A 25,637-nucleotide genomic window follows, 5' to 3' on the forward strand; every position below is an offset into this window, starting at 1 on the left:
CAAAAATCAGCCTTAGCGTTCTATCTGGAGAACGATGGTGGAAGACCTCAACACCCTTTACTACTTCACCCAAGTGGTGGAACACGGCGGTTTCGCCCCGGCCGGGCGGGCACTGGACATGCCCAAGTCCAAGCTCAGCCGGCGCATTGCCGACCTTGAGGAACGCCTCGGTGTACGCCTGCTGCACCGCACCAGCCGACACTGTTCGCTGACTGAAATCGGCCAGGCTTATTACCAGCGCTGCCTGGCCATGCGTGTGGAAGCGGAAAGCGCCGCCGAACTCATCGAACGCAATCGTTCCGAGCCGCAAGGGCTGGTGCGCATCAGTTGCCCGACAGCGCTGCTCAACTCCTGGGTCGGGCCGATGCTGACCCGCTACATGCTCAAATACCCGTTGGTGGAGTTGTTCATCGAGAGCACCAACCGCCGGGTCGACCTGATCCACGAGGGGTTCGACATTGCCCTGCGGGTGCGCTTTCCACCGCTGGAAAACACCGACATGGTGATGAAGGTGCTGGGCAACAGTACGCAGTGCCTGGTGGGCAGCCCGGCCTTTCGCGAACGCCTGTCGTCGCCCGCCTCCCCGGCCGACCTCAGTGGTTTGCCGAGCCTGCACTGGGGCGCGGCGCAGCGTGAATATCAGTGGGAATTGTTCGGCGCAGACGGCGCCAGTGCGATGATTCGACACGCACCGCGCATGGTCACCGATGACCTGTTGGCCTTGCGCCATGCCGTGCTCGCCGGGATCGGCGTTGCACACCTGCCGAGCGTGGTGGTGCGTGATGACATCGTTGCCGGGCGATTGGTTGAACTGGTGCCGGGCTGGGCACCGAAATGCGGAATCGTGCACGCGATCTTTCCGTCACGTCGCGGGTTGCTGCCCTCGGTCAGAGCGTTGATCGACTTTTTAGGCGAGGAATTCAACCTCAGCGATATCGCTTGATAACGCGACACACGGGGCTGGCGGAGTTTTTATTTCGGACATAATATCGATGCAGATTACAACCATAATATCCGCTCCCGCCTGAGGACATCATCATGCAAAGCCCCAACCGCGACGCCACCCTCGCCCAATGGATCGCCCAGGAACAGGCCATGCGCTCGCGTCTGGCCGGGCCGGGCAGTTTGTCCATGGCCGAGGTCAGCGCGCTGTCGCCCGCCGAGTTTTTCGAGGGTATCGGCGACGGTGTACTGCCTTCACCGCCCATCGGCGCCTTGATGGATTTCATCCCGATCGAATGGTCGGCCGGGCTGTTCATTTTCCAGGGCACGCCAGATTCGCGGCATTACAACCCGCTGGGCAGCGTGCATGGCGGCTACGCGGCGACCTTGCTGGATTCGTGCATGGGCTGCGCGATTCATACGCAACTGAAGAAGGGCCAGGGGTATACGACGCTGGACTTGCGCATCAGCTACGTCCGCGCATTGACCGGTGCCAGCGGACCGGTTCGGGCCGAGGGCAAAATCGTGCATTTGGGCCGTTCCACCGCGCTGGCCGAGGGGCGGATCTATGATGTGGATGGGCGGTTGTACGCGACCGGGTCGACTACTTGCATGATTCTTGAGGCTCGGGCGTAAGGCTTAAGATCGAAAGATCGCAGCCTCGTTTCACTCGACAGCTGCTACAAGGGATTGAGTACTGTGTAGCAGCTGTCGAGTGAAACGAGGCTGCGATCTTTTGATTCATGACTTGCGGTAAACATTGCTTTGCCGATCCAGCGGTTTTTCCCAGGGAGGCAGCCGGGGATACTCCTGTCCATTCCCACTGCAACCCCTGGAGTCATTGATGTCTATTCCCGCATTCGGTCTCGGTACCTTTCGCTTGCAAGGCCAGGTGGTCATCGATTCGGTGAGCACCGGCCTTGCGCTGGGCTACCGGGTAATCGACACCGCGCAAATCTACGAAAACGAAGCCGAGGTCGGCGAGGCCATCGCCGCCAGCGGTATCGCCCGTGAAGAGCTGTTCATCACCAGCAAAATCTGGGTCGCCAACTTTGCCAAAGAGCGGTTGATCGACAGCCTCAAAGAGAGCCTGCGCAAACTGCAGACCGATTACCTGGACCTGACGCTGATCCACTGGCCGTCCCCGGAAGATCAAGTGCCGGTCGAGGAATTCATGGGGGCCTTGCTCGAAGCCAAACGACTGGGCCTGACCCGGCAGATCGGCGTCTCCAACTTCACGGTCGACCTGATGCAGCAGGCGATTGCAGCGGTCGGAGCCGAGAACATCGCCACCAACCAGATCGAGCTGCACCCGTACCTGCAAAACCGCAAGGTCGTCGAAATTGCCCAGCAGCAGGGCATCCAGATCACCTCCTACATGACCCTGGCCTATGGCGAAGTATTGAAAGACCCGGTCATCCAGCAAATCGCCGATCGCCTGCAGGCAACACCGGCCCAAGTCACACTGGCCTGGGCCATGCAGTTGGGTTACGCGGTCATCCCCTCCTCCACTAAACGCGCCAACTTGCAAAGCAATTTGCAAGCCTGTGCCCTGCAATTGAACGAGGCCGACATGGCGTTGATCGCAGCCCTGGACCGCGGCCATCGACTGACCAGCCCCAAAGGCATCGCGCCGCACTGGGATTAAGCGTCAGCCCTGCTTAAGCCTCTGTTCGAGACTATGCATGGCGGCCTGCAATTGATCGACGGTCTCGTCGATCAATGCCGCATGACCCTCGGCGCAAGCACGCTCCAGCGCCACACAACATTCGATCAGCCGCTGGGCCCGGACCATGCGCGCACCACCCTTGATGCGATGCGCCAGGTCTTGCAGAACGGGGAGATTTTTGCTGGCGTGGGCTTGAAGCAAATGTTCACGGTCATCCCGATTGGTCACTGCCAGTTCGCGCAGCAATTGGTTGATCAACGTCCGGTCTTCACCGACGTATTGCTCCAGCCCGCTCAGGTCGATCTCTGACGATAGGGGTGGTTCGCTCGTCGTCTCTGCGAACCGGTCAGCCAACCACCCACTCAGATCCGCCAGCCGAATGGGTTTGAACAGGCAGTCGTCCATGCCCGCTTCAAGGCACAGGACCTTTTCTTCAGGCTGCGCATTGGCGGTAAAACCCAGAATCAGCGTCGGCGGCAGGCCTTGCGCGCGCTCTTCATCGCGTATCGCGCCAGTCAATTCATAACCGTTGAGCTTTGGCATATTGCAGTCAGTGATGACCACATCAAACTCGTGTGCCCGCCACAGTTCCAGCCCTTGCTTACCATCCTCGGCCTCCATCACGCAATGCCCCAGATACTTCAGCTGACTTGTGAGCAACAGCAGATTGGCCGGGTGATCGTCGACCACCAGAACCGTCAGTGATCTCGTGGGGACTGGCACCACCGCCCTGTTCACCGCTTCATCGGCAGGCAGCGCTTTCAACGCGATCAGCGACAGGCTGATCTCGACCTGCGAACCCTGTCCAAGGACGCTGCGCAGCACCAGCCGGCCGCCCATCATTTCGCACAACGTGCGGCTGATCACCAACCCCAGCCCGGAACCCTTGCGCGCGGATTGCGGGCTGTTACCGGCCTGAACGAACGGACTGAACAATCGCTGCTGGTCGGCCGCGCTGATACCAATGCCACTGTCTTGAATAAGCACACTCACCACCAGATGCCCCGACGTACCGGGTGTTACCCGAAGCGTCAGGCTCACTTCGCCTTCGCGGGTGAACTTGATCGCATTGCTCAACAGATTGGACAGCACTTGCTTGAAACGTGTGGGGTCGATCAACACATCGCGATCGCTGTGCGGGTCCAGGTCGACGCGCCAGGCCAGGTGCTTTTCCCGGGCCAGTCCTTCAAAGATCCGGCACACCGACGCCACCAGATCACGCAGATTGACGCGTTCGGGCGTCAGCGATAAATGCCCGGACTCGATGCGCGCGATGTCCAGAATGTCGCCGATCAACGCCAGCAACTGCTGCGCCGCCGTGGAGGCGACTTCGAGGGCGATGCGATCGGCGACGCCCTCTTCTGCACGCTTGCAGGCCATTTCCAGAAAGCCGATCAGGGCATTGATTGGTGTGCGGATTTCATGGCTCATGGTCGCCAGGAATGTGGTTTTCGCGCGGTTGGCATCGTCCGCCGCATCCTTGGCCTCCTGTAACTGCTGCATCCACTGCTGGCGCTGGCGAATCTGCCGACGCTGCCAGGCGATCCACCCAAGGGCCAGCAACAACAAGGCCGCGGCCGCGACAAACGCCTGCAAAATACCTTGGCGATGACGCAGCCAATAACTGTCATCGACCACCACATCATTGCTCCAGCGGGCGACCAGATCGTCGATTTCCCCAGGCGAAATGCTCAGCAGCGCCTTGTTCAAAATCGAGTTCAACACCGGCTCGTCACGGCCAGTTGCCATGGCGATGCGCGCCGGTTCATCGCCTACGGTGCTGCTGATCCGTAAACGTCCCTGGTAATACCGGGCAATCAGGTAGCGGGTCATGAACAAAGAACTGAGCGCGGCATCGGCCTGCCCCTTCGCCACAAATTCCAGACCTTGGGCCGGGTTTTGCACGTCCACCATCTGCACCTGCGGCGCCCGCGCCTGAATGAATGCGCGCATCGGATGACGGGGATAAATCGCCAGGCGTTTACCGGCCAGATCGTCCAGCGTCTTCGGGCTATCGGAGGTTGTTGCACTGACCAGCGTGTACGGATTGGTCACATACGACCGGGTAAAGTGCAGTCCGGCGACGTCTTCCGTCGTGGGGATGATGGCGGGCAAGACGTCGATCTCGCCGGCCTTGAGCCGCTGGATCTGTTGGTCCAGGGATTGGCCTCGCAGCACTTGGAAATTCAAACCGCTGCGCTGGCTGATCAGCGTCAACAATTGCGCCGTCAACCCACTGAATCGCCCCTCGGGATCGTAGAACGTCAACGGCGCAAAATTTTCCACAGCGCCCACATTGACCGTCGGGTGCTGATCCAGCCAGCGCTGTTCACTCTCACTCAGACTCACGCGCTGCTGCCCCGCCACTTTCGCCCTGCCGGCGCTCCAGCGCTGTTCGATGACCGAGCGCTGCTCCATGGGGATCGCCGCCAGCGCCTTGTCGATGAGGTCCTTCAGCGGCAGGTTGTCCCGAGCCAGTGCGAAGCCAAACGGGTTAGCGTCGAGGCCCGACGGCCCCACCAGATGAACGGAATTGAAGTAGTTGTTGTTGATCAGGTAATTGGCGCTGATGAGGTCCCCCAGATACGCGTCTTCCTGCCCGTACGCCACCGCCCCGAGTGCATCGAGCGCTGACGGATAACGTTGCAGGCTGGCCTCGGGATAGAACGATTCAACGGTCTGCGCCGGCAGATAATCATCGGCCATGGCAATGCGTTTACCCGCCAGATCTTCGGGCATGCGCTCGTCCAGTCGGGTGACCAGCATCGGCTGATCTTCAGCGTAGGCATTGGAGAGGTTCAGCTCGGGGTCGGCCAGTTCGAAGTTGTTCGAGGTCCCGAGCAGATCCAATTCACCGTACTTGAGGGCCTCCATGGCCGCTTCACGCGTGACATAACGCAGCACCTCGATCTGCACGTTCAGCAATTGCGCGACCAGTGCGGCGTAGTCGGCGGTGATGCCTTCCAGCTCATCGTGATTGCGCGTCACCTCGAACGGCGGGTAGTCCGGCCCGCTCACCCCGAGGCGCAACACACGCTTGTTGCGCAGCCATTGGCGGTCCCGTTCATCCAGATGGACCTCGTAGCTTTCCACTGTGGAACGCCCCAGCAGTTGCAAACGCTCAGGCTCGCCGGCGATCGAGGCCAACGCCGGCGGCACGAGGTACACCATCAGGATCAGCAGCAAGATACGCACGGTCGGGCGCACTCAGATCAGGTGATTGCGTATGGCGAAATCGCGCAGATGCACCGCCGCCACGACCCCCAGTTTTATGATCAAACGCGTTTTGTAGGTGCTGACGGTTTTGTGGCTCAGGTTCATGGCGTCGGCGATCGCCTTGTTGGACAAGCCTCGGGCAAGGTGTTGCAAGATGGTCAACTCGCGGTTGGACAGTGAGTCAATCATCTTTTTTTCGTTGTGTTGCAGTGGGTTCATCGGTCTGGAAATTAGCTGCGCGAAATAGGTATAGCCCGCCCTCAATGCGTGCACAGCCTTGTGCAATTGATCCAGACTGTTGGTTTTTGAGACATACGCCAAAGCCCCACCCCGCATGCAACGCTCCTGGAAAAACAGCGGATCGAGCGAGGTGAAAACCAGCACCACACATGTCCAGTCACTGGACCTGATTCGCTCCAGAAGATCCAGCCCGTTGCCGTCGGGCATCACCAGATCCAGGATCAACAGATCGACCCTATGCTCACGGAGTATCGTCAAGGCTTCCCCGACACTTGCCGCCTCATAAATCTGTTTGAAACCTTCCCGCTCAAGTACAAGCTTGAGTGCGGCGCGAATCACCGGATGATCGTCCACAATCAGCACATTTTTCATGGCAACTTCCTGTGCAAAAACTCAACGAATGCCCACGGGATAACGCCGGGGTAGACGCAACGGTTGCGCCAAGACTCTTGCATGGAGGAAAGGCAGAATCTACCTGTAAGAAATGACAGTTCAGACGAACGGTATACCGCTCTCACCCGGCGTACCGCTGATCGCGCTCCCTCTGCGATGGATCAATGATCGTCATCAACCGCTGAATGCACAGCACATCGGGCAGCGCCGCGTGGCTCACCTGAATCTTCTGTTGCTCGCTGGCCGGGACCGGTGGCAACTGCGCCCGTTGGCCGTCGAAAATCAGCGCGTGGTGAACCTGCCGGTTATCGAGGAAGTACCTGAGCAAATCCAGTTCGCCCGCCGCCAGCGCGGCATTGACCACCACCAGGTCGAACGGCTCGCAACCGTACTCGATCAGGGTCAGCATTGACGCAACATCGTTCACCGGTGCCACCCGGTAATAGTCAAGTTGATTGAACAGCCGTTCGATGATCATCCGGTGGAAGTGCTGCTCATCGGCGATCAGGATACGTAAGGCTTTATTCGGCATCAGAGCCTCTTGGGTGAATGACTGATTTGATGCGGCGAGGCTACGGGAGGCGCGCAGAGGTTTCTGTAGGACTTTTCCTAAATGACTGCAGATTCCGTCAATTACTGCCATCCGAACCGCCGAATGTAGAACCCCTTCACCGCTTGAGTCAGCCCCATGTACGCCAGCAGAATCACCGGCAAGAACACGAAATACAGCGACGGCAGCGCCTGCAATTTGAAGTAGTGCGCCAACGGCCCCATCGGCAGGAAGATCCCGACCGCCATGATGATCCCGGTCATGACCATCAACGGCATCGCCGCGCGGCTTTGCAGGAACGGGATTTTCGGTGTGCGGATCATGTGCACGATCAACGTCTGGGTCAGCAGCCCGACCACGAACCAGCCGGACTGGAACAGGGTTTGATGGTCCGGGGTGTTGGCGTCGAACACGTACCACATCAGGGCAAACGTGGTGATGTCGAAGATCGAACTGATCGGGCCGAAAAACAGCATGAAACGCCCGACATCCGCTGGCTGCCAACGCTGCGGCTTGCTGAGCATTTCTGCATCGACGTTATCGAACGGGATGGCGATCTGCGAAATGTCGTAGAGCAGGTTCTGCACCAACAGGTGCATCGGCAGCATCGGCAGGAACGGGATGAATGCGCTGGCCACCAGCACCGAGAAGACGTTGCCGAAGTTCGAACTGGCGGTCATTTTGATGTACTTGAGCATGTTGGCGAAGGTTCGGCGCCCTTCCAGCACACCCTCCTCCAGCACCATCAGGCTCTTTTCCAGAAGGATGATGTCGGCCGCTTCCTTGGCGATGTCCACCGCGCTGTCCACCGAAATACCGATGTCGGCGGTGCGCAGCGCGGGGGCGTCGTTGATGCCGTCACCCATGAATCCGACCACGTGGCCGTTGCCTTTGAGCAAGCGCACGATGCGCTCCTTGTGCGACGGCGTGAGCTTGGCGAAGACGTTAGTGGTCTCGACCGCGACCGCCAGTTGCGCATCGCTCATGCGCTCGATGTCGTTGCCCATCAGCAGGCCTTGTTGCTCCAGGCCAACCTCGCGGCAGATCTTCGCGGTCACCAGTTCGTTATCGCCTGTCAGCACTTTCACCGCGACGCCGTGAGCGGCAAGCGCCTTCAGGGCCGGGGCGGTGCTTTCTTTCGGTGGATCGAGGAAGGCGACATAGCCGATCAGCGTCAGTTCCTGTTCATCCGCCAGGCTGTAGGTGTCCCGGCCTTCGATCATGGGGCGTGCGGCGACGGCGACCACCCGCAGGCCTTCGGCATTGAAGGCGGCCGTGACCTGGCGAATCCGCGCCAGCAATTCATCGCTCAGTGCTTCGTCAACCACGCCGTGACGCACGCGCGTGCAGACCGCCAGCACCTCCTCCACCGCGCCTTTGCAAATCAGCAGATGCGGCTGCTCGTGTCGGGCAACCACCACCGACATGCGTCGGCGGGTGAAGTCGAACGGAATTTCATCGACCTTGCGAAACGCCGTGCCGACCTTCAGTTCACGGTGAATTTCCACGTGTTCCAGCACCGCCACGTCCAGCAGGTTTTTCAGGCCGGTCTGGTAGTAGCTGTTGAGGTAGGCCATTTCCAGCACGTCGTCGGAGTCATTGCCCCAGACGTCGACATTGCGCGCGAGGAAGATTTTGTCCTGGGTCAGGGTGCCGGTCTTGTCGGTGCACAGCACGTCCATGGCGCCGAAGTTCTGGATCGCATCGAGGCGTTTGACGATGACTTTTTTACGCGACAGGAACACCGCGCCTTTGGCCAGGGTCGAGGTGACGATCATCGGCAGCATTTCCGGGGTCAGGCCCACGGCAATCGACAACGCGAACAGCAGCGCCTGGGTCCAGTCGCCTTTGGTGAAACCGTTGATGAACAGCACCAGCGGCGCCATGACGAACATGAAGCGGATCAACAGCCAGCTGACTTTATTGACCCCGGTCTGGAACGAGGTCGGTGCGCGGTCGGTGGCGCCGACCCGCTGGGCCAGGGCGCCAAAATAGGTGTTGTTGCCGGTGGTGAGAATCACCGCCGTCGCCGTGCCGGACACCACGTTGGTGCCCATGAACAGGATGTTCTCGAGGTCCAGCGGATTGCGCGTATCGCTGTTCTGCTGGCGCGGGAATTTTTCCACCGGCATCGATTCGCCGGTCATCGCGGCCTGGCTGACGAACAGGTCCTTGGCGCTGAGCACCCGGCAATCGGCAGGGATCATGTCACCGGCCGAGAGCACGATCAGGTCGCCCGGCACCAATTGCTTGATTGGCAACTCGGTACGCGGCGCCTCCCGGCGCAGCACCGTGGCGGTGTTGCTGACCATCGCCTTGAGCGCGTCGGCGGCCTGGTTGGATTTGCTTTCCTGCCAGAAGCGCAGCAAGGTCGAGAGCACCACCATCGAGAAAATCACGATGGCGGCTTTCATGTCCTCAGTCAGCCAGGAGATCACCGCGAGCAAGGTCAGCAGCAGGTTGAACGGGTTTTTGTAGCAGTGCCACAGGTGAGTCCACCACGGCAATGGCTGTTCGTGCTCGACTTCGTTGAGTCCGAATTGCCCGCGCAGGGTGTCGGATTCCTGTTCACTCAAGCCGTCGGTGTGGCTGCCGAGTTTTTTCAGCAAGGCGCCGGTGTCGCTGTTGGCGGCAGTGACCAGGGTTTGCGCCAGCGTCGGCGGCACTTCGCGGCTGACCGTGGTGTCGGTAAAGCTTTCCAGCAGCGCCAGTCGGCGAAAGTGCCGGCCGATGTGACGGGTGCGCAGGAATCCGGCGAAGAATTCCTTGAGCAGGGTAAGGTTCATGGCGTTGCCCCCAGGGTCAGCCGGGAGACCTTCGAGCAGGCGTGTCGAGTCGCTGCGATGACGACAGGCACGTCGAACATCACACACGGTCAAGCGTCGATGAGAGGGATGTCGAGACACGGCCAGGGCTGGCCGCGATCGGGATTCCGCTGCTCGCTTTTCGGCGAGACAACGGCACAACAGGCTGCGCGTTATCTTGCCGGGAAGGTGCCGGTTATCGAAACCGGCCGACTACTGTCACTCGAACAAGTACCCACTGAGGGTCTCCGCTATTGATGAAAACGCGCGAAGCTTACGCCCCGATTTCTGAAGAGTAAACGAAGGAACGGTGGGTGGTGGGGGAATTGCGGGGTTCTTCAGGAAGGGTTCAGGATTGATAGTTTGTGGTGCTTTCAATGGCCCCTTCGCGGGCAAGCCCGCTCCCACAGGGATCTCTAGTGAACACAGATTCAGTGTAAGACAGAGGTCAAATGTGGGAGCGAGCCTGCTCGCGATGGCGGCCTGACAGGCGCCGAAAATTTAGCTGGCAGTCGCTAGCAACAAATCCACCACCGACCGGCTATGCCCGCGGTTCTTGCCATGGTCATACAACGACCCGGCTATCTCATCCGCCCGAATCGGCAGGATCGACAACAGCGTGTCGCTCAAACCATGGCTCGCCTGGCAGAAGCCCTGCATGTAAATGCCGGCCTTGCAGCGCTCGTCGGTGATCAGTTTGTAGTTGCGATCCACTTCGAAATCACCCAGGTATTGCTCCAGCGGCGCGAGCAGTTTGCGGTGCATCTGGCGTTCGTAACCGGTGGCCAGGACCACGGCATCGTAGAGATGAATCGTCACTTCCCCGGTGGCATTGTTGCGCACCGCCAGCTCGATGCCGCGCTCGGTGGCGGTGGCTTTTTCAACGGTAGTCAGGGTACGGAAGGCATGACGCGCGATGCCCGAGACTTTCTGGCGATAGAAGATGCCGTAGATGCGTTCGATCAGGTCGATGTCCACCACCGAATAGTTGGTGTTGTGGTACTCGTTGACCAGACGCTCGCGCTCGCTGCTCGACTGCTGGAACACCAGGTCGGTGAACTCCGGCGAGAACACTTCGTTGACGAACGGGCTGTCATCCGCAGGCTTCAGCGCCGAGCCACGCAGAATCATGTCCACCTGCACCGACGGGAAGCTGTCGTTCAAATCGATGAAGGCTTCCGCCGCGCTCTGGCCGCCGCCGATGATCGCGATGCTCATCGGTTGATTGTTCACGCACGGCTGCCTGGCCATCTGCGCCAGGTACTGGGAGTGGTGGAACACGCGGCCGTCATCCTTCAGCGCCTTGAACGCTTCGGGAATGCGCGGCGTACCGCCGGTGCTGACCACCACTGAGCGAGTGGTGCGCACGTGTTGATGCCCCGTGGAGTCGCGAGAGATCACCCGCAGCGCCTCGACCTGTTGATTGTGCAGCACCGGCTCGATGGTCAGCACTTCTTCGCCGTAGCGGCTCTGCGCTTCAAACTGGCCGGCGACCCAGCGCAGGTAGTCGTTGTACTCCATGCGGCACGGATAGAACGTACCGAGGTTGATGAAGTCCACCAGGCGGCCGTGATGCTTGAGGTAGTTGACGAACGAATACGGGCTGGTCGGATTGCGCAGGGTCACCAGGTCTTTGAGGAAGGAAATCTGCAGCTCGCTCTGCGTCGATAGGGTATTGCCGTGCCAGCTGTAGTTGGGCTGCTTGTCGAGAAACAGTACATCCAGTTCGCCCTGGTTCGGCCCGCGCTCTTGCAGAGCGATGGCCAGCGCCAGGTTCGAAGGGCCGAAACCGACGCCGATCAGGTCGTGAACGATGGGCGATGCAATTGCCTGTGTCATTTCCAGTGTCCTCTGGATGAACCCCTCAACAAGGGGAATAAGCCTAAGTGACCTGATGCAGGACAGCAGGTCGTCTGTTGAGTAGGAACGAGGACAATGAAAAAAAATTTAGCGAGAAGGGATCAATGGGCGTCCCACTGCCGCATCCGCACGCGGCAATGTTTCATGGCATTGACGATGTGCTTCTCCACCAGCGCACGCGAGATGCCGAGTTGTTCAGCAATTTCCGGGTGCGACAGGCCATCGATCTTGCGCAGCAGAAAACTTTCGCGACACAGCCGTGGCAATTCCGCCAAGGCACGCTGGAGCATCTCCAGGCGCTGGCCGTGATCGAGGCAGTTGTGCGGCGATGGCGTGAAGTAGCGCTCTTCGTTGTCGAGCACGTCCAGCGACTCGACCTGGCGCAAGGCATTGCGCCGATGATCGTCGATCACCAGGTTCAGGGCGGTGCGATAAAGGAACGCCCGGGGCTGCTCGATCGGCGTGTCACTGGAACGCTCCAATACCCGCAGATAAGCGTCATGCACCACATCTTCGGCCACCTGACGGTTACCTAGCTTGGCGTTCAGGAAACACACCAGCTCGCGATAGTAGTTTTCCAACATGACTCCCGGCCGCACAGAGTGCGGTTTTCTGTCCTTGAGCCACTTCGGCGACCGCCGAAATAGGCAATGGCAAGATGGTGGCAGTTCGAGCCGCGTAATTTATAGTAATTCTCATATAGATTTAAAGTGCTGGTTTGACTTACCTGATAAATAGTCTTGTGCTACACCTGTAACCCTATGTGTCTGCACCTAAATTCCCCGGCACATTCCTCGTTTACAGGACAGCTCCCCGTGTCTGTCGGCTCCCCGACAGCGTTCGGCTGTCGCCGGTTTATGTGCGCAGGTTGAACGACGGGCCGATATCCATTGGCCGGAACCCTGCATGAAACGTCCCCGACAGACCCGACGCGCCCTGCTTGTAGCACTTTGTCTGATACCTGTTATCGCCATCGCCGCCTGGCAAGTGATCCCGCCTGGGCGGGACAAATTCGCCACCGTGCAAGTCAGCCGTGGCGACATTGAAAGCAGCGTCACCGCGTTGGGCACCCTGCAACCTCGACGCTATGTCGACGTCGGCGCCCAGGCATCCGGGCAGATCCAGAAGATTCACGTGGAAGTCGGCGACGTGGTCAAGGAAGGCCAGCTGCTGGTGGAGATAGATCCGTCCACCCAGCAAGCCAAACTCGACGCCGGCCGGTTCTCCATCGAGAACCTCAAGGCGCAGCTTCAGGAACAGCGGGCCCAGCACGAACTGGCGCGGCAGAAATTCCAGCGCCAGCAGAACCTCAAGGCCGGCGGCGCGACTCGCGAAGAAGACGTGCAAACTGCCCAGGCTGAATTGCGCGCCACCCAGGCGCGCATCGACATGTTTCAGGCGCAGATCCGTCAGGCCCAGGCCAGCCTGCGCAGCGATCAGGCCGAACTTGGCTACACGCGGATTTACGCACCGATGGCCGGCACCGTGGTTGCACTCGACGCCCGGGTCGGCCAGACCCTCAACGCCCAGCAGCAAACACCCTTGATTTTGCGCATCGCCAAGTTGTCGCCGATGACGGTGTGGGCCGAAGTCTCGGAAGCCGACATCGGCCACGTCAAACCCGGCATGACCGCTTGGTTCACCACCCTCAGCGGCGGCAACCGGCGCTGGAGCAGCACCGTGCGGCAAATTCTGCCGGTGCCGCCCAAGCCGCTGGACCAGACCAGCCAGGGCGGCGGCAGCCCGGCCAGTTCGAGCAAAAGCGGCAGCGCGCGCGTGGTGCTGTATACGGTGTTGCTCGACGTCGATAACGCCGACAACGCGTTGATGGCGGAAATGACCACCCAGGTATTCTTCGTTTCGGATCAGGCGAAAAACACCCTGACCGCACCTATCGCGGCGTTGCAGGCCGGCACTGAAGCGAATAGGCAAATTGCCCAGGTCGTCGGTAAAAACGGCAGCATCCAGCAACGCGATGTACGCACCGGCATCAGCGATCGTCTGCGGGTACAGATCCTCGACGGTTTGCAAGAAGGCGATCACCTGCTGATCGGCCCCGCCGACGGGAGTGGCGGCTGAATGCAGACGCCTCTGATCGACCTGCAGGACATTCGCAAAGCCTACGGCGGCGGCGACTCACCGGAAGTTCACGTGTTGCGCGGCATCGACTTGTCGATCCATGCCGGGGAATTCGTGGCGATTGTCGGTGCCTCCGGTTCCGGCAAATCGACGCTGATGAACATCCTCGGTTGCCTCGACCGCCCCACGTCGGGCGAATACCGCTTCGCCGGGCAAAACGTCGCCGCCCTCGACAGCGACGAGCTGGCCTGGCTGCGCCGCGAAGCCTTTGGTTTTGTGTTCCAGGGTTATCACCTGATCCCGTCCGGCTCGGCCCAGGAAAACGTCGAAATGCCGGCGATCTATGCAGGCTTGCCGGCGACCGAGCGCCACGCCCGCGCCGCCGCCCTGCTCGACCGCCTCGGTCTGGCCTCGCGCACCGGCAACCGTCCGCATCAACTCTCCGGTGGCCAGCAACAACGGGTATCGATTGCCCGCGCCTTGATGAACGGCGGCCACATCATCCTCGCCGACGAACCCACCGGCGCCCTCGACAGCCACAGCGGCGCCGAGGTCATGACCCTGCTCGACGAACTGGCGAGCCAGGGCCACGTGGTGATCCTCATCACCCACGACCGCGAAGTGGCGGCCCGGGCCAAACGCATCATCGAAATCCGCGACGGGCTGATCATCAGCGACAGCGCCCACGACAACCCTGAAGCGCAAACCTCAGCCAACCCCGGGGCGCTGCAAGCGGTGGATCTGCGCAAGCGCCTGACCGAGGGCGCTGAAGCCACTGGTGCGTGGAAAGGCGAGCTGATCGACGCGGTACAAGCGGCGTGGCGGGTGATGTGGATCAACCGCTTTCGCACGGCACTGACGCTGCTCGGCATCATCATCGGCGTGGCGTCGGTGGTGGTGATGCTGGCCGTCGGCGAAGGCAGCAAGCGTCAGGTGATGGCGCAGATGGGCGCCTTTGGCTCAAACATTATTTACCTCGGCGGCTCATCACCGAACCCGCGAACGCCGTTGGGTATCGTCACCCTGGATGATGTCGCGGCGGTGGGAAGCCTGCCGCAAGTGACGCGGATCATGCCAGTCAACGGCCAGGAAGCCGGGGTGCGCTTCGGCAACCTCGACCACTTGAGCTACGTCGGCGGCAACGACACCAACTTCCCGGCCATCTTCAACTGGCCGGTGGTGCAAGGCAGCTATTTCACCCAGGACGATGAACGCAACGCCGCAGCGGTGGCAGTGATCGGCCACAAGGTGCGGACCAAGTTGCTCAAGGACGTGGCCAACCCGATCGGCCAATACATCCTGATCGAGAACGTACCCTTCCAGGTGGTCGGCGTGCTTGCGGAAAAAGGCGCCAGCTCCGGCGACTCCGACAGCGACGACCGCATCGCCATCCCGTATTCCGCCGCGAGTGTGCGGCTATTCGGCACCCACAATCCCGAGTACGTGGCCATCGCCGCCGCCGACGCCCGCAAGGTCAAGGAGACCGAAATAGCCATCGAGCAATTGATGCTGCGCCTGCACAACGGAAAGAAGGATTTCGAACTGACCAACAACGCCGCGATGATCCAGGCCGAAGCGCGCACGCAAAACACCCTGTCGCTGATGCTGGGCTCGATTGCCGCGATTTCGCTGCTGGTGGGCGGCATCGGCGTGATGAACATCATGCTGATGACCGTGCGCGAGCGGACGCGGGAGATCGGCATCCGCATGGCCACCGGCGCCCGTCAGCGCGACATCCTCCGGCAGTTTCTGACGGAAGCGGTGATGCTCTCGGTGGTCGGCGGCCTCGCCGGGATCGCCCTGGCGCTGATCGTCGGCGGCGTGCTGATCCTCAGCGAAGTCGCCGTCGCGTTCTCGTTGATAGCGGTGCTCGGCGCCTTCGGCTGCGCCCTGGTCACCGGTGTTGTCTTCGGCTTCATGCCGGCCCGCAAAGCTGCCCGACTCGACCCGGTCACGGCCCTTACCAGTGAATGATCTCTCCATGAAGCCGCAACTGAGTTTACTGACCCTCTGCCTGTTGCTCGGCGCCTGCGGCACCCCCGCCCAGCGCCCGGACAGCGGCATTGCGCCGCCCTCCTCCTGGCAATCGCCGCACACGCAAAGCGCTACCCGCAGCAACCTGCAATGGTGGACGCAGTTCGGCAGCCCGCAGCTGGATCAACTGATCGAACAGGCGCGGGTCGGCAGTTACGACCTGGCCGCCGCCATTGCGCGGGTGCGCCAGGCGCAGGCCGAAACGGTGGTTGCCGGCAGTTCGCTGCTACCCGAAGTCAAGGGTGCCCTGAACGCCAATCGGCAAAAACTGCTGCGCGGCAACGGCTACAGCCAACTCGATGCCGACAGCGATAACAAGGCCGTCGATTACTTCAACGCCAGCCTCAGCGCCAGTTACGAAATCGATTTCTGGGGCGGTCAGCGGGCCTCCCGTGAACGCGCGCAATTCGGTTTGCAGGCGAGCGAGTTCGATCAGGCGACTGTGGAGTTGACGCTGCTTAGCGGCGTTGCGAATACCTACGCGCAGACCTTGTCGCTGCGTGAGCAAAGTCGCATCGCCGAGCTGAATCTGGCGAACGCACAGAGCGTGTTGAAACTGGTGCAGACGCGATTCGATTCAGGCTCTGCGACGGCGCTGGAACTGGCGCAGCAGAAGAGCCTGGTGGCGGCGCAACAACGGCAATTGCCGCTGGTGCAGCAACAGGCGCAGGACGCTTTGATCGGTCTGGCCGCCCTGCTCGGCCGACCGGTTCAGGAACTGGCGCTGGGTCAGGAGCGCTTTGAGCAACTGTCATGGCCGACTATCGATGCCGGCGCGCCCAGCGAACTGCTCACCCGTCGCCCGGACATTGCCCGCGCCGAAGCGCAGCTCGCCGCCGCACAGGCCGACGTCACCGTCGCCCGCGCTGCGATGTTGCCGAAGGTCATGTTGAGCGCGGAACTCGGATCGGGCGCGGATCGTGCGGCCGACATGCTGCGCAATCCTTTCTACAACCTCACCGCCGGATTGCTTGCGCCGGTGTTCAATAACGGTCGTTTGAGCGCCCAGCGCGATAAAGCCACGGCCCGCCAGGAAGAACTGCTGGAGACGTATCGCGGGGCGATCATCAATGGCTTCGCCGATGTGGAAAAAGCCCTCAACAGCATTCGTGGGCTGGATGCACAGCGCCAGTGGCAAAGCGAGGAACTGAACCAGGCGCAGACCGCATTCAATATCGCGCAAAGCCGTTATCAGGCCGGAGCCGCGGATTTGCTGACGGTGCTGGAAACCCAGCGCACGTTGTATGCGGCGCAGGATTTGAACGTGCAACTGCGGTTGTCGCGGTTGCAGGCGAGTATTGCGCTGTACAAGGCGTTGGGCGGCGGGTGGCAGGTTCTGTGATTTGCTCTGTTATTGAGGGCCTCTTCGCGGGCAAGCCTCGCTCCTACAGGGATAAATGACGCCCTTGTAGGAGCGAGGCTTGCCCGCGAAGAACGATAACGCGGTCTCACCTGCTTAAGAGACGATCGGCTTGGCCTTCAAATGCCGCGCATACCAAGGCCGCTGCGGCACTTTGCGGAACAGGTCCGCCAGTTTCTTCTGGTCTTCGCCGAAGGTGATGCGCAGCGCCAGTTTCATGGTTTCCGGGTCCATCTCAACCGACTTTCCGGCCTGTAACCCGGGCGTCGTGCTGCACCCATGGGTGCTCGGCCCAAGCCACGGATCATTAACCTCAACCCAACGCCCCGGCGCAAACCACGCCACGCCGTTGACCTCCAGCCGACTGACCTCCCCCGGATGAAAGCGCTCGTGCGCACGGAACCAGTCTTCCAGGCGATCATCGATCCAGCCGTGGAAATGCCAGAACACCGGGCTCACATGGGAGGAAAACGGGTCGCCGAGGAAGTCGTTTTCCGGCGCATACCAGCGCGCGGAGAAGTCTGCCGGATCCCGGGCGAACGGCACCGGCTGGCCATTGGACGGATCACGCGGCACCGAGGCCCAGCGCATGTGCAGCCAGTCATGCAGCCCCAGTTCAACCTCCGAACCGAACTGCCCCAAGGTGAGTTTCGACAGAAAACGCGGATCACGGTAGCGCGACTCCCAGACCTGGAAGTTGCTGTGGTAAGTCTCGGCGGTCTTGATGTCGCTGACCCATTGCGAGTACTCGGCATCGTCGTCGGCCTGCCAGGTCGGCGGCAGCGCGGTGCCGTCGTGGTTGTCACAGTAATTGGCGAAGCCGATGCGATCGCGGGCCAGCTCCGGCTGCGGCAACGGAAAGTGCTGCCATGACGGCAAATCCTGCATCGACCGCGCCGTGCCGAGCATGTGCCGGTGCATGAAGAAAAAGTCCACGCCCGAGCCATTGCGATCCTTGCGCGCGCCACGGGCATCGCGCTCCTTGTCCCGCGGGCCGGGCTGCCAGCCAATGCCACGCAGGGCGTTGCGCTTGTCTTCGGACAGGGTGTGCCACTTGTCCCGCGAGGCATGCCAGAGCTGGTGAAACAACCGATGCTCGGCGGAAATCAGCCAGGCCAGCAGCGGTGCGTTGAGACCAGCGCGTTCGCGGGCCTCGGGGAAAACCCGTTTCACGGCGATGAAACGATTGTCCTGCGCGGTCATCATCAGCGGGCGATCGAGGTTCAACACCCGGCCACTGAGCGTGCCGCTGCCGGCATTGCCGAAACCGGCCCAGACTTCGTCCAGCGCCATGCTGAATTCGTAATCCGGCGTGCCGTTGGCGGCGTTGGCACCGACCAGCCGCCAGCTCAATTGCGCCGGCTTGGCTTCAGCCAGATCACCCAACACGCGGTAGCGCGGTTCATCGCTGGAACGCAAACGTTGGGCGGTGTCGAGGAACCCGATCAAGCCGCGACCTTTGTGGCCGACGTCGAGAAACAGTTCCAGCCCGTCCCGTGGCAGGCCTTCGATACCGGCGTCACGGCCTTCGAAACGGATCTGCCAGACACCGCGCAAGGTGTTCGCCAAATGCTGGCCGGCGACATCCGCCACATCGAATGAAGCTTCGCCGGGGGTGATCGTCGGATCCGGTTTCGTCCATTCGCGATGCCCATAAAAAGCCGCAGGCACGGCGGCGCCGGTCAGCGCCAGGCCTGCCATGAACCATCGTCGAGAAATCGTCATTGCCCTACCTGTGTCAGCCATGAAGCAGGCTTTATCCAAGCTAGAACGTTTGTTGCCTCCAAAAATTTAAAAGCATCGCCAGCAGGCTGGCTCCCACAGGTGATCTGTGTCGTTCACAAATCCCCTGTGGGAGCCAGCCTGCTGGCGATGGGGTCATCAGCCCCACTAAATTTCCAACCGGGCCACTCGTTCTTCCCAGATAGCAAAGGCCCCTGCGCCCGCACCGGGGCGGCGAACCTGACTGAGATGGCAATGACAAAACCACGTTCGAAAAAGGCTCTTTACATCGGCCTGCCGCTGGCCCTGGCGATCAGTGCCGGGGCAGGCTTTGCCGCCTGGGATTACTGGTTCAAGGACAATCCCGGTTACCCGGTCAAGGTGATGAAACAGGCCGATGAACTGCAGGAGCGCCTCCTCTCTTTCGACAGCCACGTCACCGTCCCGCTGGACTTCGGCACCGCCGGCAATGAAGCTGATAAGGACGGCACCGGGCAATTCGACCTGGTCAAGACCGGGCGCGGACGCTTGTCCGGCGCGGCCCTGACGATTTTCGGCTGGCCGGAAATCTGGAACGGCGCCAACGCCCCGCATCGGCCAACCGCCGGTTTCGTCGACGAAGCCCGGTTCGAGCAGGAAACCCGCTACAAAATCATCAGCACGATGGTCCGCGACTTCCCCAATCAGGTCGCCATCGCCTATACCCCGGATGATTTCCGCCGCCTGCACGGCGAAGGCAAGTTCGCGATCTTTATGAGCATGCTCAACGCCTATCCGCTGGGCAACGACCTGAACGCCCTGGACACGTGGGCCGCTCGTGGCATGCGCATGTTTGGTTTCAGTTACGTGGGCAACAACGCCTGGGCGGATTCGTCCCGACCGCTGCCGTTCTTCAATGATTCGCGGGACGCCCTGGGTGGCCTGTCAGAGATCGGCAAGCAGGCCGTGCATCGCCTCAACGATCTGGGTGTGATCATCGATGTGTCGCAGATGTCGACCAAGGCCCTGGAGCAAGTTGCGCAGTTGAGCCGCACGCCGATGGTCGCCTCGCACTCGGCACCGCGTGCGTTGGTGGACATCCCGCGCAACCTCAGCGATCAGGAAATGCAACTGATCAAGAATAGCGGCGGCGTGGTGCAGATTGTCGGCTTCCCGACCTACATCCGCCCGCTGAGCCAGGCCACTCAGGACAAACTCAACGCCCTGCGCGCACGCTTCGACCTGCAACCGTTGCAAGGTCTGGAGATGGCGCTGATGCCGGGCGACCCGATCATCACCGTCTGGTCCGAACAACGTTTCGGCGAGTACGCCAGCCAGCTGTACGCCATCGTCGACGAAGAACCGAAAGCCACGCTCAAGGACTACGGCGACGCGATCGACTACGCGGTGAAGAAAATCGGTATCGACCACGTCGGCATCAGTTCCGACTTCAACGACGGCGGCGGTCTGGATGGCTGGAAGGATGTCAGCGAAGCACGCAACGTGACGGCCGAGCTGATCAGCCGCGGCTACGGCGAGGCCGATATCGCCAAGCTCTGGGGCGGGAATTTCCTGCGGGTGTGGGACCAGGTGCAGAAGTCGTCCAGACCGGTGGCGAAAAACTGATTCCCTCTTTGCAAAAGTGAACCGAGCTCATGACTAACCGCCGTTCATTCCTCAAGCAGGCCGGTATTCTCGCCGCAGGCCTGCCCCTGAGTTCTGCCGTGAATCTGCCGGCGCTGGCTGCCAATCCTGCGCCGCTGCCCAAGGATAAATGGGCGCAATTGCGCACATTGTTCGACCAGGATCCGGACTACCTGCACTTCGCCAACTTTCTGGTGACGTCCCACCCTCGCCCGGTGCGTGAGGCGATTGAACGCCACCGCGCCAACCTCGACCGCAACCCGGGCCTGGCGATGGACTGGGACCTGGGCGAAACCGAAAAACGCGAGCAAGAAGTTCGCGCCTGGGCCGGTCGTTACCTCAAGGCTAAGCCTGAGCAAATCGCCCTGACCGGCAGCACCACCGAGGGCCTGTCGCTGATCTACGGCGGCATCCATGTGCGCTCGGATCAGGAAATTCTCACCAGCGAGCATGAACACTACGCCACGAACTACGCCTTGGGTTACCGCCAGCAAAAGGACGGGGTCAAGGTGCGCAAGCTCAAGCTGTTCGAGAACAGTCACAACGTTTCGGTGGATGAGGTGCTGGGCTCGATCGCCAAAGGTATCCGTCCCGAAACCCGCGTGCTGGGCATGACCTGGGTGCAGTCCGGCAGCGGCGTGAAACTGCCGATCGGTGAAATCGGCAAATTGGTGGACGAACACAATCGCAACCGCGAGGAAAAGGATCGCATCCTGTATGTGGTCGATGGCGTGCACGGGTTCGGTGTCGAAGACCTCGATTTCCCCGACATGCACTGCGACTTCTTTATCGCCGGCACCCACAAATGGATGTTCGGCCCTCGCGGCACCGGGATCATCTGCGCCCGTTCCGCTGAGCTCAAGGATGTGACGCCGACGATTCCGACCTTCTCCGAAGCCACCACCTTCTCGACCACCATGACGCCGGGCGGCTACCACAGCTTTGAACATCGCTGGGCCCTGGACGAAGCGTTCAAGCTTCACTTGGAACTGGGCAAGGCCGAGGTGCAAGCGCGCATCCACGCGCTTAACACTTATGCGAAAAACCGGCTGCTGGAACACCCGCAGATCGAACTGGTTACGCCAAAGAGCCCGGACCTGTCGGCCGGTTTTACCTTCTTCCGGCTCAAGGGCCGCGACTGTGAAAAAGTCGCCGTCCAGTTGATGGAAAACCGCGTGGTCTGCGACTCGGTGGACCGCGACGTCGGCCCAGTGATCCGCATCGCGCCCGGCCTGCTCAACACCGAGAGCCATATCGACCGCTTCATGGCCTTGCTGAGCAAGATCGCATGAGCAGACCGCTTTCTGTGTAGGAGCGAGGCTTGCCCGCGAAGGCGGCCTCAAGATTGCCTTCGCCGGCAAGCCTGGCTCCTACAGGTTTCGTTATCGCCACGCTTTTTTCTTTGACTGAGACAACTCATGAACAGCAACCCACTAACCCTGCCGCTCAGGGCACTCGCCCTGACCGCCCTCATCGCCGGCCTCCTGCCGACCGCCGCCCAGGCCGCCGCCCCACAACCAGGCAAAGTGTTCAAGGACTGCCGCGATTGCCCGGAAATGGTCGTGTTGCCGGCCGGCACCTTCACCATGGGCACGCCGGACGATGAAGTTGGTCGCGAGCCCGACGAAGGTCCGATGCACGAAGTGACCTTCGCCAAGCCGTTCGCCATGAGCCGTTTCCAGGTCACCGCCGGTGAATGGGACAGTTACATGCGCGAGAGCGGCGTGACCATCGCCAACGGCGATACCCGGCCGGGTCGCGAGTGCGTCGCCAGCAAGCCGCGTTATCCGCAGGGCCCGCGCCAGCCAGCGGTGTGCATGAACTTCGATGACGTGAAAAATTACGTCGCCTGGCTCTCGAAAAAGACCGGGCAGACGTACCACATGGTCAGCGAAGCCCAACGCGAATATGCCGCGCGCGGCGGCACCAAAGGACCGTTCCCCTTCCCGTTCGATGAAGGCAAGGAATACAGCATCAGCAAACACGCCAACACTTACGGCCCGGCGGACGGTTACAGCTACAGCTCGCCGGTCGGCAGCTATCCACCCAACGCGTTCGGCATGTACGACATGCACGGCAATGTCTACGAGTGGGTCGAAGACTGCGAGCACCCGGACTACGTTGGCGCCCCCACAGATGGCAGCGCGTGGGTAGAAGCCAACTGCGAAGGGGTGCGCATCCGTGGTAACGACTGGGGCGAAGCGCCGGTGTTCTCCCGCTCCGGCAACCGCAACAGCCAGTACCCGCAAGAGCGTGGCGACTGGATGGGGTTCCGTATCGTGCGTGATCTCTAAGCCTACACTTTCGTGCATCACCAAAATTCCCTGTGGGAGCGAGCCTGCTCGCGATGGCGGCGTAACAGTCAACGTATACGTTGAATGTAGGACCGTCATCGCGAGCAGGCTCGCTCCCACAGGGTTCACTTTTTGCCCTGCGAAAATTTATATGACGGGCTTGTTTCCGGTTTTTTACTCGCGCCGCGTCTAATAATCATTCTTATTAACAAAAGCTCTGCACAACATTTCTCAGGAACTCAGGCAAGTCATGCGACCTCAACCACGCCGCACACCTCTCGCGTTGGCCGTACAGCGCCCGACATTGCATCGCACCCTGTTCACCAGCGTCCTGCTGACGGCCACCTTGCTGGGGAGCTCGATGGCCAATGCGGCACCTGTAAAAGTGAATATTGCCGTGCAGCCGCTTTCCAACGCGCTGACCGAGCTGGGCATGCAGACCAACCTGCAGATCCTCTACAGCCCAGATCAGGTTGCGGGTATCGATTCCCGTGCAGTGTCCGGTTCGCTGGAGCCGTCCGAGGCCCTGAGCGCCCTGCTCAACGGCACCGGCATTTCGTTCCAGATCAATGGCAACAGCGTCACCTTGGTATCCGGCGGCGGTTCGGGCCTGCAACTGGGTGCGACCACGATTGCCGGTCAGGCCCTGGGCCTGACCACTGAAGACACCCATTCGTACACCACCGGTGCCACCACCACTGCGACCAAGCTGCCGCTGAGCCTTCGCGAAACGCCGCAATCGGTGACCGTGGTGACCCGTCAGCAAATGGACGATCGCGGTGCACAGAGCGTCGGCGACGCACTGCGCAACACCCCCGGCATTACGTCGCAGAAGTACGACAGCGACCGTACCGAATTTTCCGCCCGTGGCCAGGCCATCACCAACTTCCAGTACGATGGTGTCAACACCCTCTACGACGGTGTGTACGGTGAAAACCCGAACAACAGCGACGACTCGGCCAGCCTGGACCACATCGAAGTCATCAAGGGCGCTACCGGCCTGATGACCGGCACCGGCGACCCGTCCGCCACGGTCAACCTGATTCGCAAGAAGCCGACCAAGGAATTCAAGGCCTCGGTCAGCGCCACCGCCGGCCGCTGGGACAAATACCGGGCTGAAGGTGACATTTCCGGTTCGCTGACCGATTCGGGCAACGTCCGCGGTCGCTTCGTGACCACGTATCAGGATGCCAACTCGTACCTGGATCACTACAGCCAGAAGAAGGACCTGTTTTACGGCGTCCTCGAAGCCGACCTGACCGACGACACCCTGCTGACCTTCGGCATCGACAAGTCCAGCGCGACCCCGCGCGGATCGTCGTGGACCGGTAACCCGACGTACTTCGCCGATGGCGGCCGTACCGAGTTCCCGCGTCACTTCAACCCGGCTGCCGACTGGAGCCGTCGTGACTTCGACAGCACCACCTACTTCGCATCGCTGGAACAAGCGCTGGCCAATGACTGGAAACTCAAAGTCAGCCTGGACCAGAAAACCACCGATCACGACACTCAACTGGCCTCGGCCAGCGGCGGTATCCCGAACCGCGCAACCGGTGAAGGCATGTTCATGTATTGGGGTCGCTGGGAAGGCCACCGCGTGCAGAACACCGCAGACGTGAATGTCTCCGGTCCGTTCAGCCTGGGCGGTCGTGAGCACGAATTGGTCGCCGGTGTCATGGCGTCCCACTCGCGTCAGACCGGCGCGACTTACGACACCAGCGCGTCCGGCCAAGTGCCAGGCAGCATCTACGACTGGAACGGCGAACTGCCAAAACAGGAATTCCCGAAGAACGGCAAATACGAACGCACCCAGAGCCAGAACGGCGTTTACCTGGCCACGCGTCTGCGTCCGACCGACGACCTGTCGTTTATCCTCGGCACTCGTCTGAGCACCTTCAAGTACAACGAAGACTACAGCTACAACCCGGGCGCCAGCCAGACCGACACCCACGCCAGCTATAAGGAACATGGTGTCGTCACCCCTTACGCCGGGGTGGTTTACGACCTGAACGACACGTACTCCGCGTACGCCAGCTACACCAATATCTACCAGCCGCAAATCAACAAGGACGCCAACGGTTCCAACCTTGAACCGGTTGAAGGCAACGCTTACGAGACCGGTCTGAAAGCGGCTTACTTCGAAGGCAAGCTGAACGCCAGCCTGGCGTTCTTCCGCATGGAGCAGGACAACGTCGCCCAATCGATCGGCACCAACCCGGTCACCAACGAAGGCATTTACAAAGCCATCGACGGTGCAACCACCAAGGGCGTGGAACTGGAACTGGCCGGTGAACTGGCCGAGGGCTGGAACCTGTCCGCCGGCTACACCTACGCCCGCACCCGTGACCAGGACGAGCAACGGATCTTCGGCTTCCCGCTGTCCACCACCCGTCCTGAACACGTCGTGCGCACCTTCACCACTTACCGTCTGCCAGGCGTGATGAACAAGTTCACCGTCGGTGGCGGCGTGAGCTGGCAGAGCGCGTTCTACGGCAAGATCTACAGCCCCAGCGTGGGTGACTACACCCAGATCAAGCAAGGTGGCTACACCCTCGTGGACCTGATGACCCGTTACCAGTTCGACGACCACCTGAGCTTCACCGTCAATGCCAAAAACGTCTTCGACAAGAACTACCTGACGGGCCTGGGCAACTTCGATACCACGTTCTACGGCGAGCCGCGTAACGTGCAGGTCACCGCGAAGTATGACTTCTGAGTCTTGAGCTGAAATGAAAAATGCCCGTGTCGTGAGATGCGGGCATTTTTTTGGCCAGAGATTTGTGGTGAGTCTGAGGCCGCCATCGCGAGCAAGCTCGCTCCCACAGATTCATGGGTGGTCGCCGTCAGTCGC

Annotated in this window: 17 protein-coding genes; 10 read left to right on the forward strand and 7 right to left on the reverse strand. The window is 60.9% G+C overall.

Annotated elements, in window-relative coordinates; translation table 11 throughout:
• The first annotated feature begins 34 nt into the window (after positions 1-34).
• The 3 genes from ACYZT6_RS17495 to dkgB all read left to right on the forward strand — a co-directional run bounded on the left by ACYZT6_RS17495 (position 35) and on the right by dkgB (position 2,590).
• Positions 35-943, forward strand: a complete 909-nt coding sequence (locus ACYZT6_RS17495; protein WP_462027968.1) for a LysR substrate-binding domain-containing protein — start codon at positions 35-37, stop codon at positions 941-943.
• Between the two features lie 95 nt (positions 944-1,038).
• On the forward strand, positions 1,039-1,578 hold the full coding sequence (locus ACYZT6_RS17500) for a PaaI family thioesterase (protein WP_462027969.1): 540 nt from the start codon (positions 1,039-1,041) through the stop codon (positions 1,576-1,578).
• 208 nt (positions 1,579-1,786) lie between these two features.
• Positions 1,787-2,590, forward strand: coding sequence for a 2,5-didehydrogluconate reductase DkgB (gene dkgB, locus ACYZT6_RS17505; RefSeq protein ID WP_462027970.1), 804 nt, complete (start codon positions 1,787-1,789; stop codon positions 2,588-2,590).
• 3 nt (positions 2,591-2,593) lie between these two features.
• On the opposite strand, the gene ACYZT6_RS17510 is transcribed toward dkgB, so the two are convergent.
• The 6 genes from ACYZT6_RS17510 to ACYZT6_RS17535 form a co-directional block, all read right to left on the reverse strand.
• Positions 2,594-5,818, reverse strand: a complete 3,225-nt coding sequence (locus ACYZT6_RS17510; RefSeq protein WP_462027971.1) for a transporter substrate-binding domain-containing protein — start codon at positions 5,816-5,818, stop codon at positions 2,594-2,596.
• Complete coding sequence (locus tag ACYZT6_RS17515; RefSeq protein ID WP_462027972.1) at positions 5,819-6,439, reverse strand: response regulator; 621 nt, start codon at positions 6,437-6,439, stop codon at positions 5,819-5,821. It lies immediately after the preceding gene.
• 142 nt (positions 6,440-6,581) lie between these two features.
• On the reverse strand, positions 6,582-6,992 hold the full coding sequence (locus ACYZT6_RS17520; RefSeq protein WP_462027973.1) for a response regulator: 411 nt from the start codon (positions 6,990-6,992) through the stop codon (positions 6,582-6,584).
• A gap of 101 nt (positions 6,993-7,093) precedes the next feature.
• Complete coding sequence (mgtA, locus tag ACYZT6_RS17525; protein ID WP_462027974.1) at positions 7,094-9,796, reverse strand: magnesium-translocating P-type ATPase; 2,703 nt, start codon at positions 9,794-9,796, stop codon at positions 7,094-7,096.
• 519 nt (positions 9,797-10,315) lie between these two features.
• A complete protein-coding gene (locus ACYZT6_RS17530) occupies positions 10,316-11,653 on the reverse strand; it encodes a lysine N(6)-hydroxylase/L-ornithine N(5)-oxygenase family protein (RefSeq protein ID WP_462027975.1) in 1,338 nt (445 codons plus the stop codon).
• Positions 11,654-11,775: 122 nt separating this feature from the next.
• Positions 11,776-12,258 carry a sigma-70 family RNA polymerase sigma factor gene (locus tag ACYZT6_RS17535; protein WP_131059844.1) on the reverse strand — a complete coding sequence of 161 codons (483 nt, stop codon included), beginning with the start codon at positions 12,256-12,258 and terminating at the stop codon, positions 11,776-11,778.
• 322 nt (positions 12,259-12,580) lie between these two features.
• On the opposite strand from ACYZT6_RS17535, the gene ACYZT6_RS17540 reads away from it, so the two are divergent.
• The 3 genes from ACYZT6_RS17540 to ACYZT6_RS17550 are packed head-to-tail and all read left to right on the forward strand — an operon-like array spanning position 12,581 to position 17,129.
• Entirely contained in the window at positions 12,581-13,753 is a 1,173-nt protein-coding gene (locus ACYZT6_RS17540; RefSeq protein WP_462027976.1) for an efflux RND transporter periplasmic adaptor subunit, read from the forward strand.
• Positions 13,754-15,727: a MacB family efflux pump subunit gene (locus ACYZT6_RS17545; RefSeq protein ID WP_462027977.1), complete on the forward strand. Its 1,974-nt coding sequence runs from the start codon at positions 13,754-13,756 to the stop codon at positions 15,725-15,727.
• A 7-nt stretch (positions 15,728-15,734) separates the two neighbouring features.
• A complete protein-coding gene (locus tag ACYZT6_RS17550) occupies positions 15,735-17,129 on the forward strand; it encodes an efflux transporter outer membrane subunit (protein ID WP_462027978.1) in 1,395 nt (464 codons plus the stop codon).
• Between the two features lie 114 nt (positions 17,130-17,243).
• On the opposite strand, the gene pvdP is transcribed toward ACYZT6_RS17550, so the two are convergent.
• Positions 17,244-18,872, reverse strand: coding sequence for a pyoverdine maturation tyrosinase PvdP (gene pvdP / locus ACYZT6_RS17555; protein WP_462027979.1), 1,629 nt, complete (start codon positions 18,870-18,872; stop codon positions 17,244-17,246).
• Positions 18,873-19,124: 252 nt separating this feature from the next.
• Between pvdP and pvdM the strand changes: the two genes are divergently transcribed.
• From pvdM to ACYZT6_RS17575, 4 genes are all read left to right on the forward strand, one after another.
• The gene (gene pvdM, locus ACYZT6_RS17560; RefSeq protein ID WP_462027980.1) at positions 19,125-20,474 is read left to right on the forward strand and encodes a pyoverdine-tailoring dipeptidase-like protein PvdM; all 1,350 of its coding nucleotides are present in this window, start codon (positions 19,125-19,127) and stop codon (positions 20,472-20,474) included.
• A 29-nt stretch (positions 20,475-20,503) separates the two neighbouring features.
• On the forward strand, positions 20,504-21,784 hold the full coding sequence (gene pvdN / locus ACYZT6_RS17565; RefSeq protein ID WP_462027981.1) for a pyoverdine-tailoring periplasmic protein PvdN: 1,281 nt from the start codon (positions 20,504-20,506) through the stop codon (positions 21,782-21,784).
• 126 nt (positions 21,785-21,910) lie between these two features.
• Positions 21,911-22,786 carry a dihydropyoverdine dehydrogenase gene (pvdO, locus tag ACYZT6_RS17570; protein ID WP_462027982.1) on the forward strand — a complete coding sequence of 292 codons (876 nt, stop codon included), beginning with the start codon at positions 21,911-21,913 and terminating at the stop codon, positions 22,784-22,786.
• Positions 22,787-23,036: 250 nt separating this feature from the next.
• Entirely contained in the window at positions 23,037-25,502 is a 2,466-nt protein-coding gene (locus tag ACYZT6_RS17575) for a TonB-dependent siderophore receptor (RefSeq protein ID WP_462027983.1), read from the forward strand.
• Positions 25,503-25,637: the final 135 nt, after the last annotated feature.

The organism is Pseudomonas sp. RT6P73 (assembly GCF_054897715.1).

Excerpts from the sequence above, each read along its gene's own strand:
- pvdM (WP_462027980.1), top strand. The coding sequence starts at position 19,125 with ATGACAAAACCACGTTCGAAAAAGGCTCTTTACATCGGCCTGCCGCTG.
- ACYZT6_RS17515 (WP_462027972.1), bottom strand. The coding sequence starts at position 6,439 with ATGAAAAATGTGCTGATTGTGGACGATCATCCGGTGATTCGCGCCGCA.
- ACYZT6_RS17520 (WP_462027973.1), bottom strand. The coding sequence starts at position 6,992 with ATGCCGAATAAAGCCTTACGTATCCTGATCGCCGATGAGCAGCACTTC.
- ACYZT6_RS17545 (WP_462027977.1), top strand. The coding sequence starts at position 13,754 with ATGCAGACGCCTCTGATCGACCTGCAGGACATTCGCAAAGCCTACGGC.
- ACYZT6_RS17530 (WP_462027975.1), bottom strand. The coding sequence starts at position 11,653 with ATGACACAGGCAATTGCATCGCCCATCGTTCACGACCTGATCGGCGTC.
- ACYZT6_RS17500 (WP_462027969.1), top strand. The coding sequence starts at position 1,039 with ATGCAAAGCCCCAACCGCGACGCCACCCTCGCCCAATGGATCGCCCAG.
- pvdN (WP_462027981.1), top strand. The coding sequence starts at position 20,504 with ATGACTAACCGCCGTTCATTCCTCAAGCAGGCCGGTATTCTCGCCGCA.
- ACYZT6_RS17495 (WP_462027968.1), top strand. The coding sequence starts at position 35 with ATGGTGGAAGACCTCAACACCCTTTACTACTTCACCCAAGTGGTGGAA.
- ACYZT6_RS17540 (WP_462027976.1), top strand. The coding sequence starts at position 12,581 with ATGAAACGTCCCCGACAGACCCGACGCGCCCTGCTTGTAGCACTTTGT.
- ACYZT6_RS17550 (WP_462027978.1), top strand. The coding sequence starts at position 15,735 with ATGAAGCCGCAACTGAGTTTACTGACCCTCTGCCTGTTGCTCGGCGCC.
- ACYZT6_RS17575 (WP_462027983.1), top strand. The coding sequence starts at position 23,037 with ATGCGACCTCAACCACGCCGCACACCTCTCGCGTTGGCCGTACAGCGC.
- ACYZT6_RS17535 (WP_131059844.1), bottom strand. The coding sequence starts at position 12,258 with ATGTTGGAAAACTACTATCGCGAGCTGGTGTGTTTCCTGAACGCCAAG.
- pvdP (WP_462027979.1), bottom strand. The coding sequence starts at position 18,872 with ATGACGATTTCTCGACGATGGTTCATGGCAGGCCTGGCGCTGACCGGC.
- mgtA (WP_462027974.1), bottom strand. The coding sequence starts at position 9,796 with ATGAACCTTACCCTGCTCAAGGAATTCTTCGCCGGATTCCTGCGCACC.
- pvdO (WP_462027982.1), top strand. The coding sequence starts at position 21,911 with ATGAACAGCAACCCACTAACCCTGCCGCTCAGGGCACTCGCCCTGACC.
- dkgB (WP_462027970.1), top strand. The coding sequence starts at position 1,787 with ATGTCTATTCCCGCATTCGGTCTCGGTACCTTTCGCTTGCAAGGCCAG.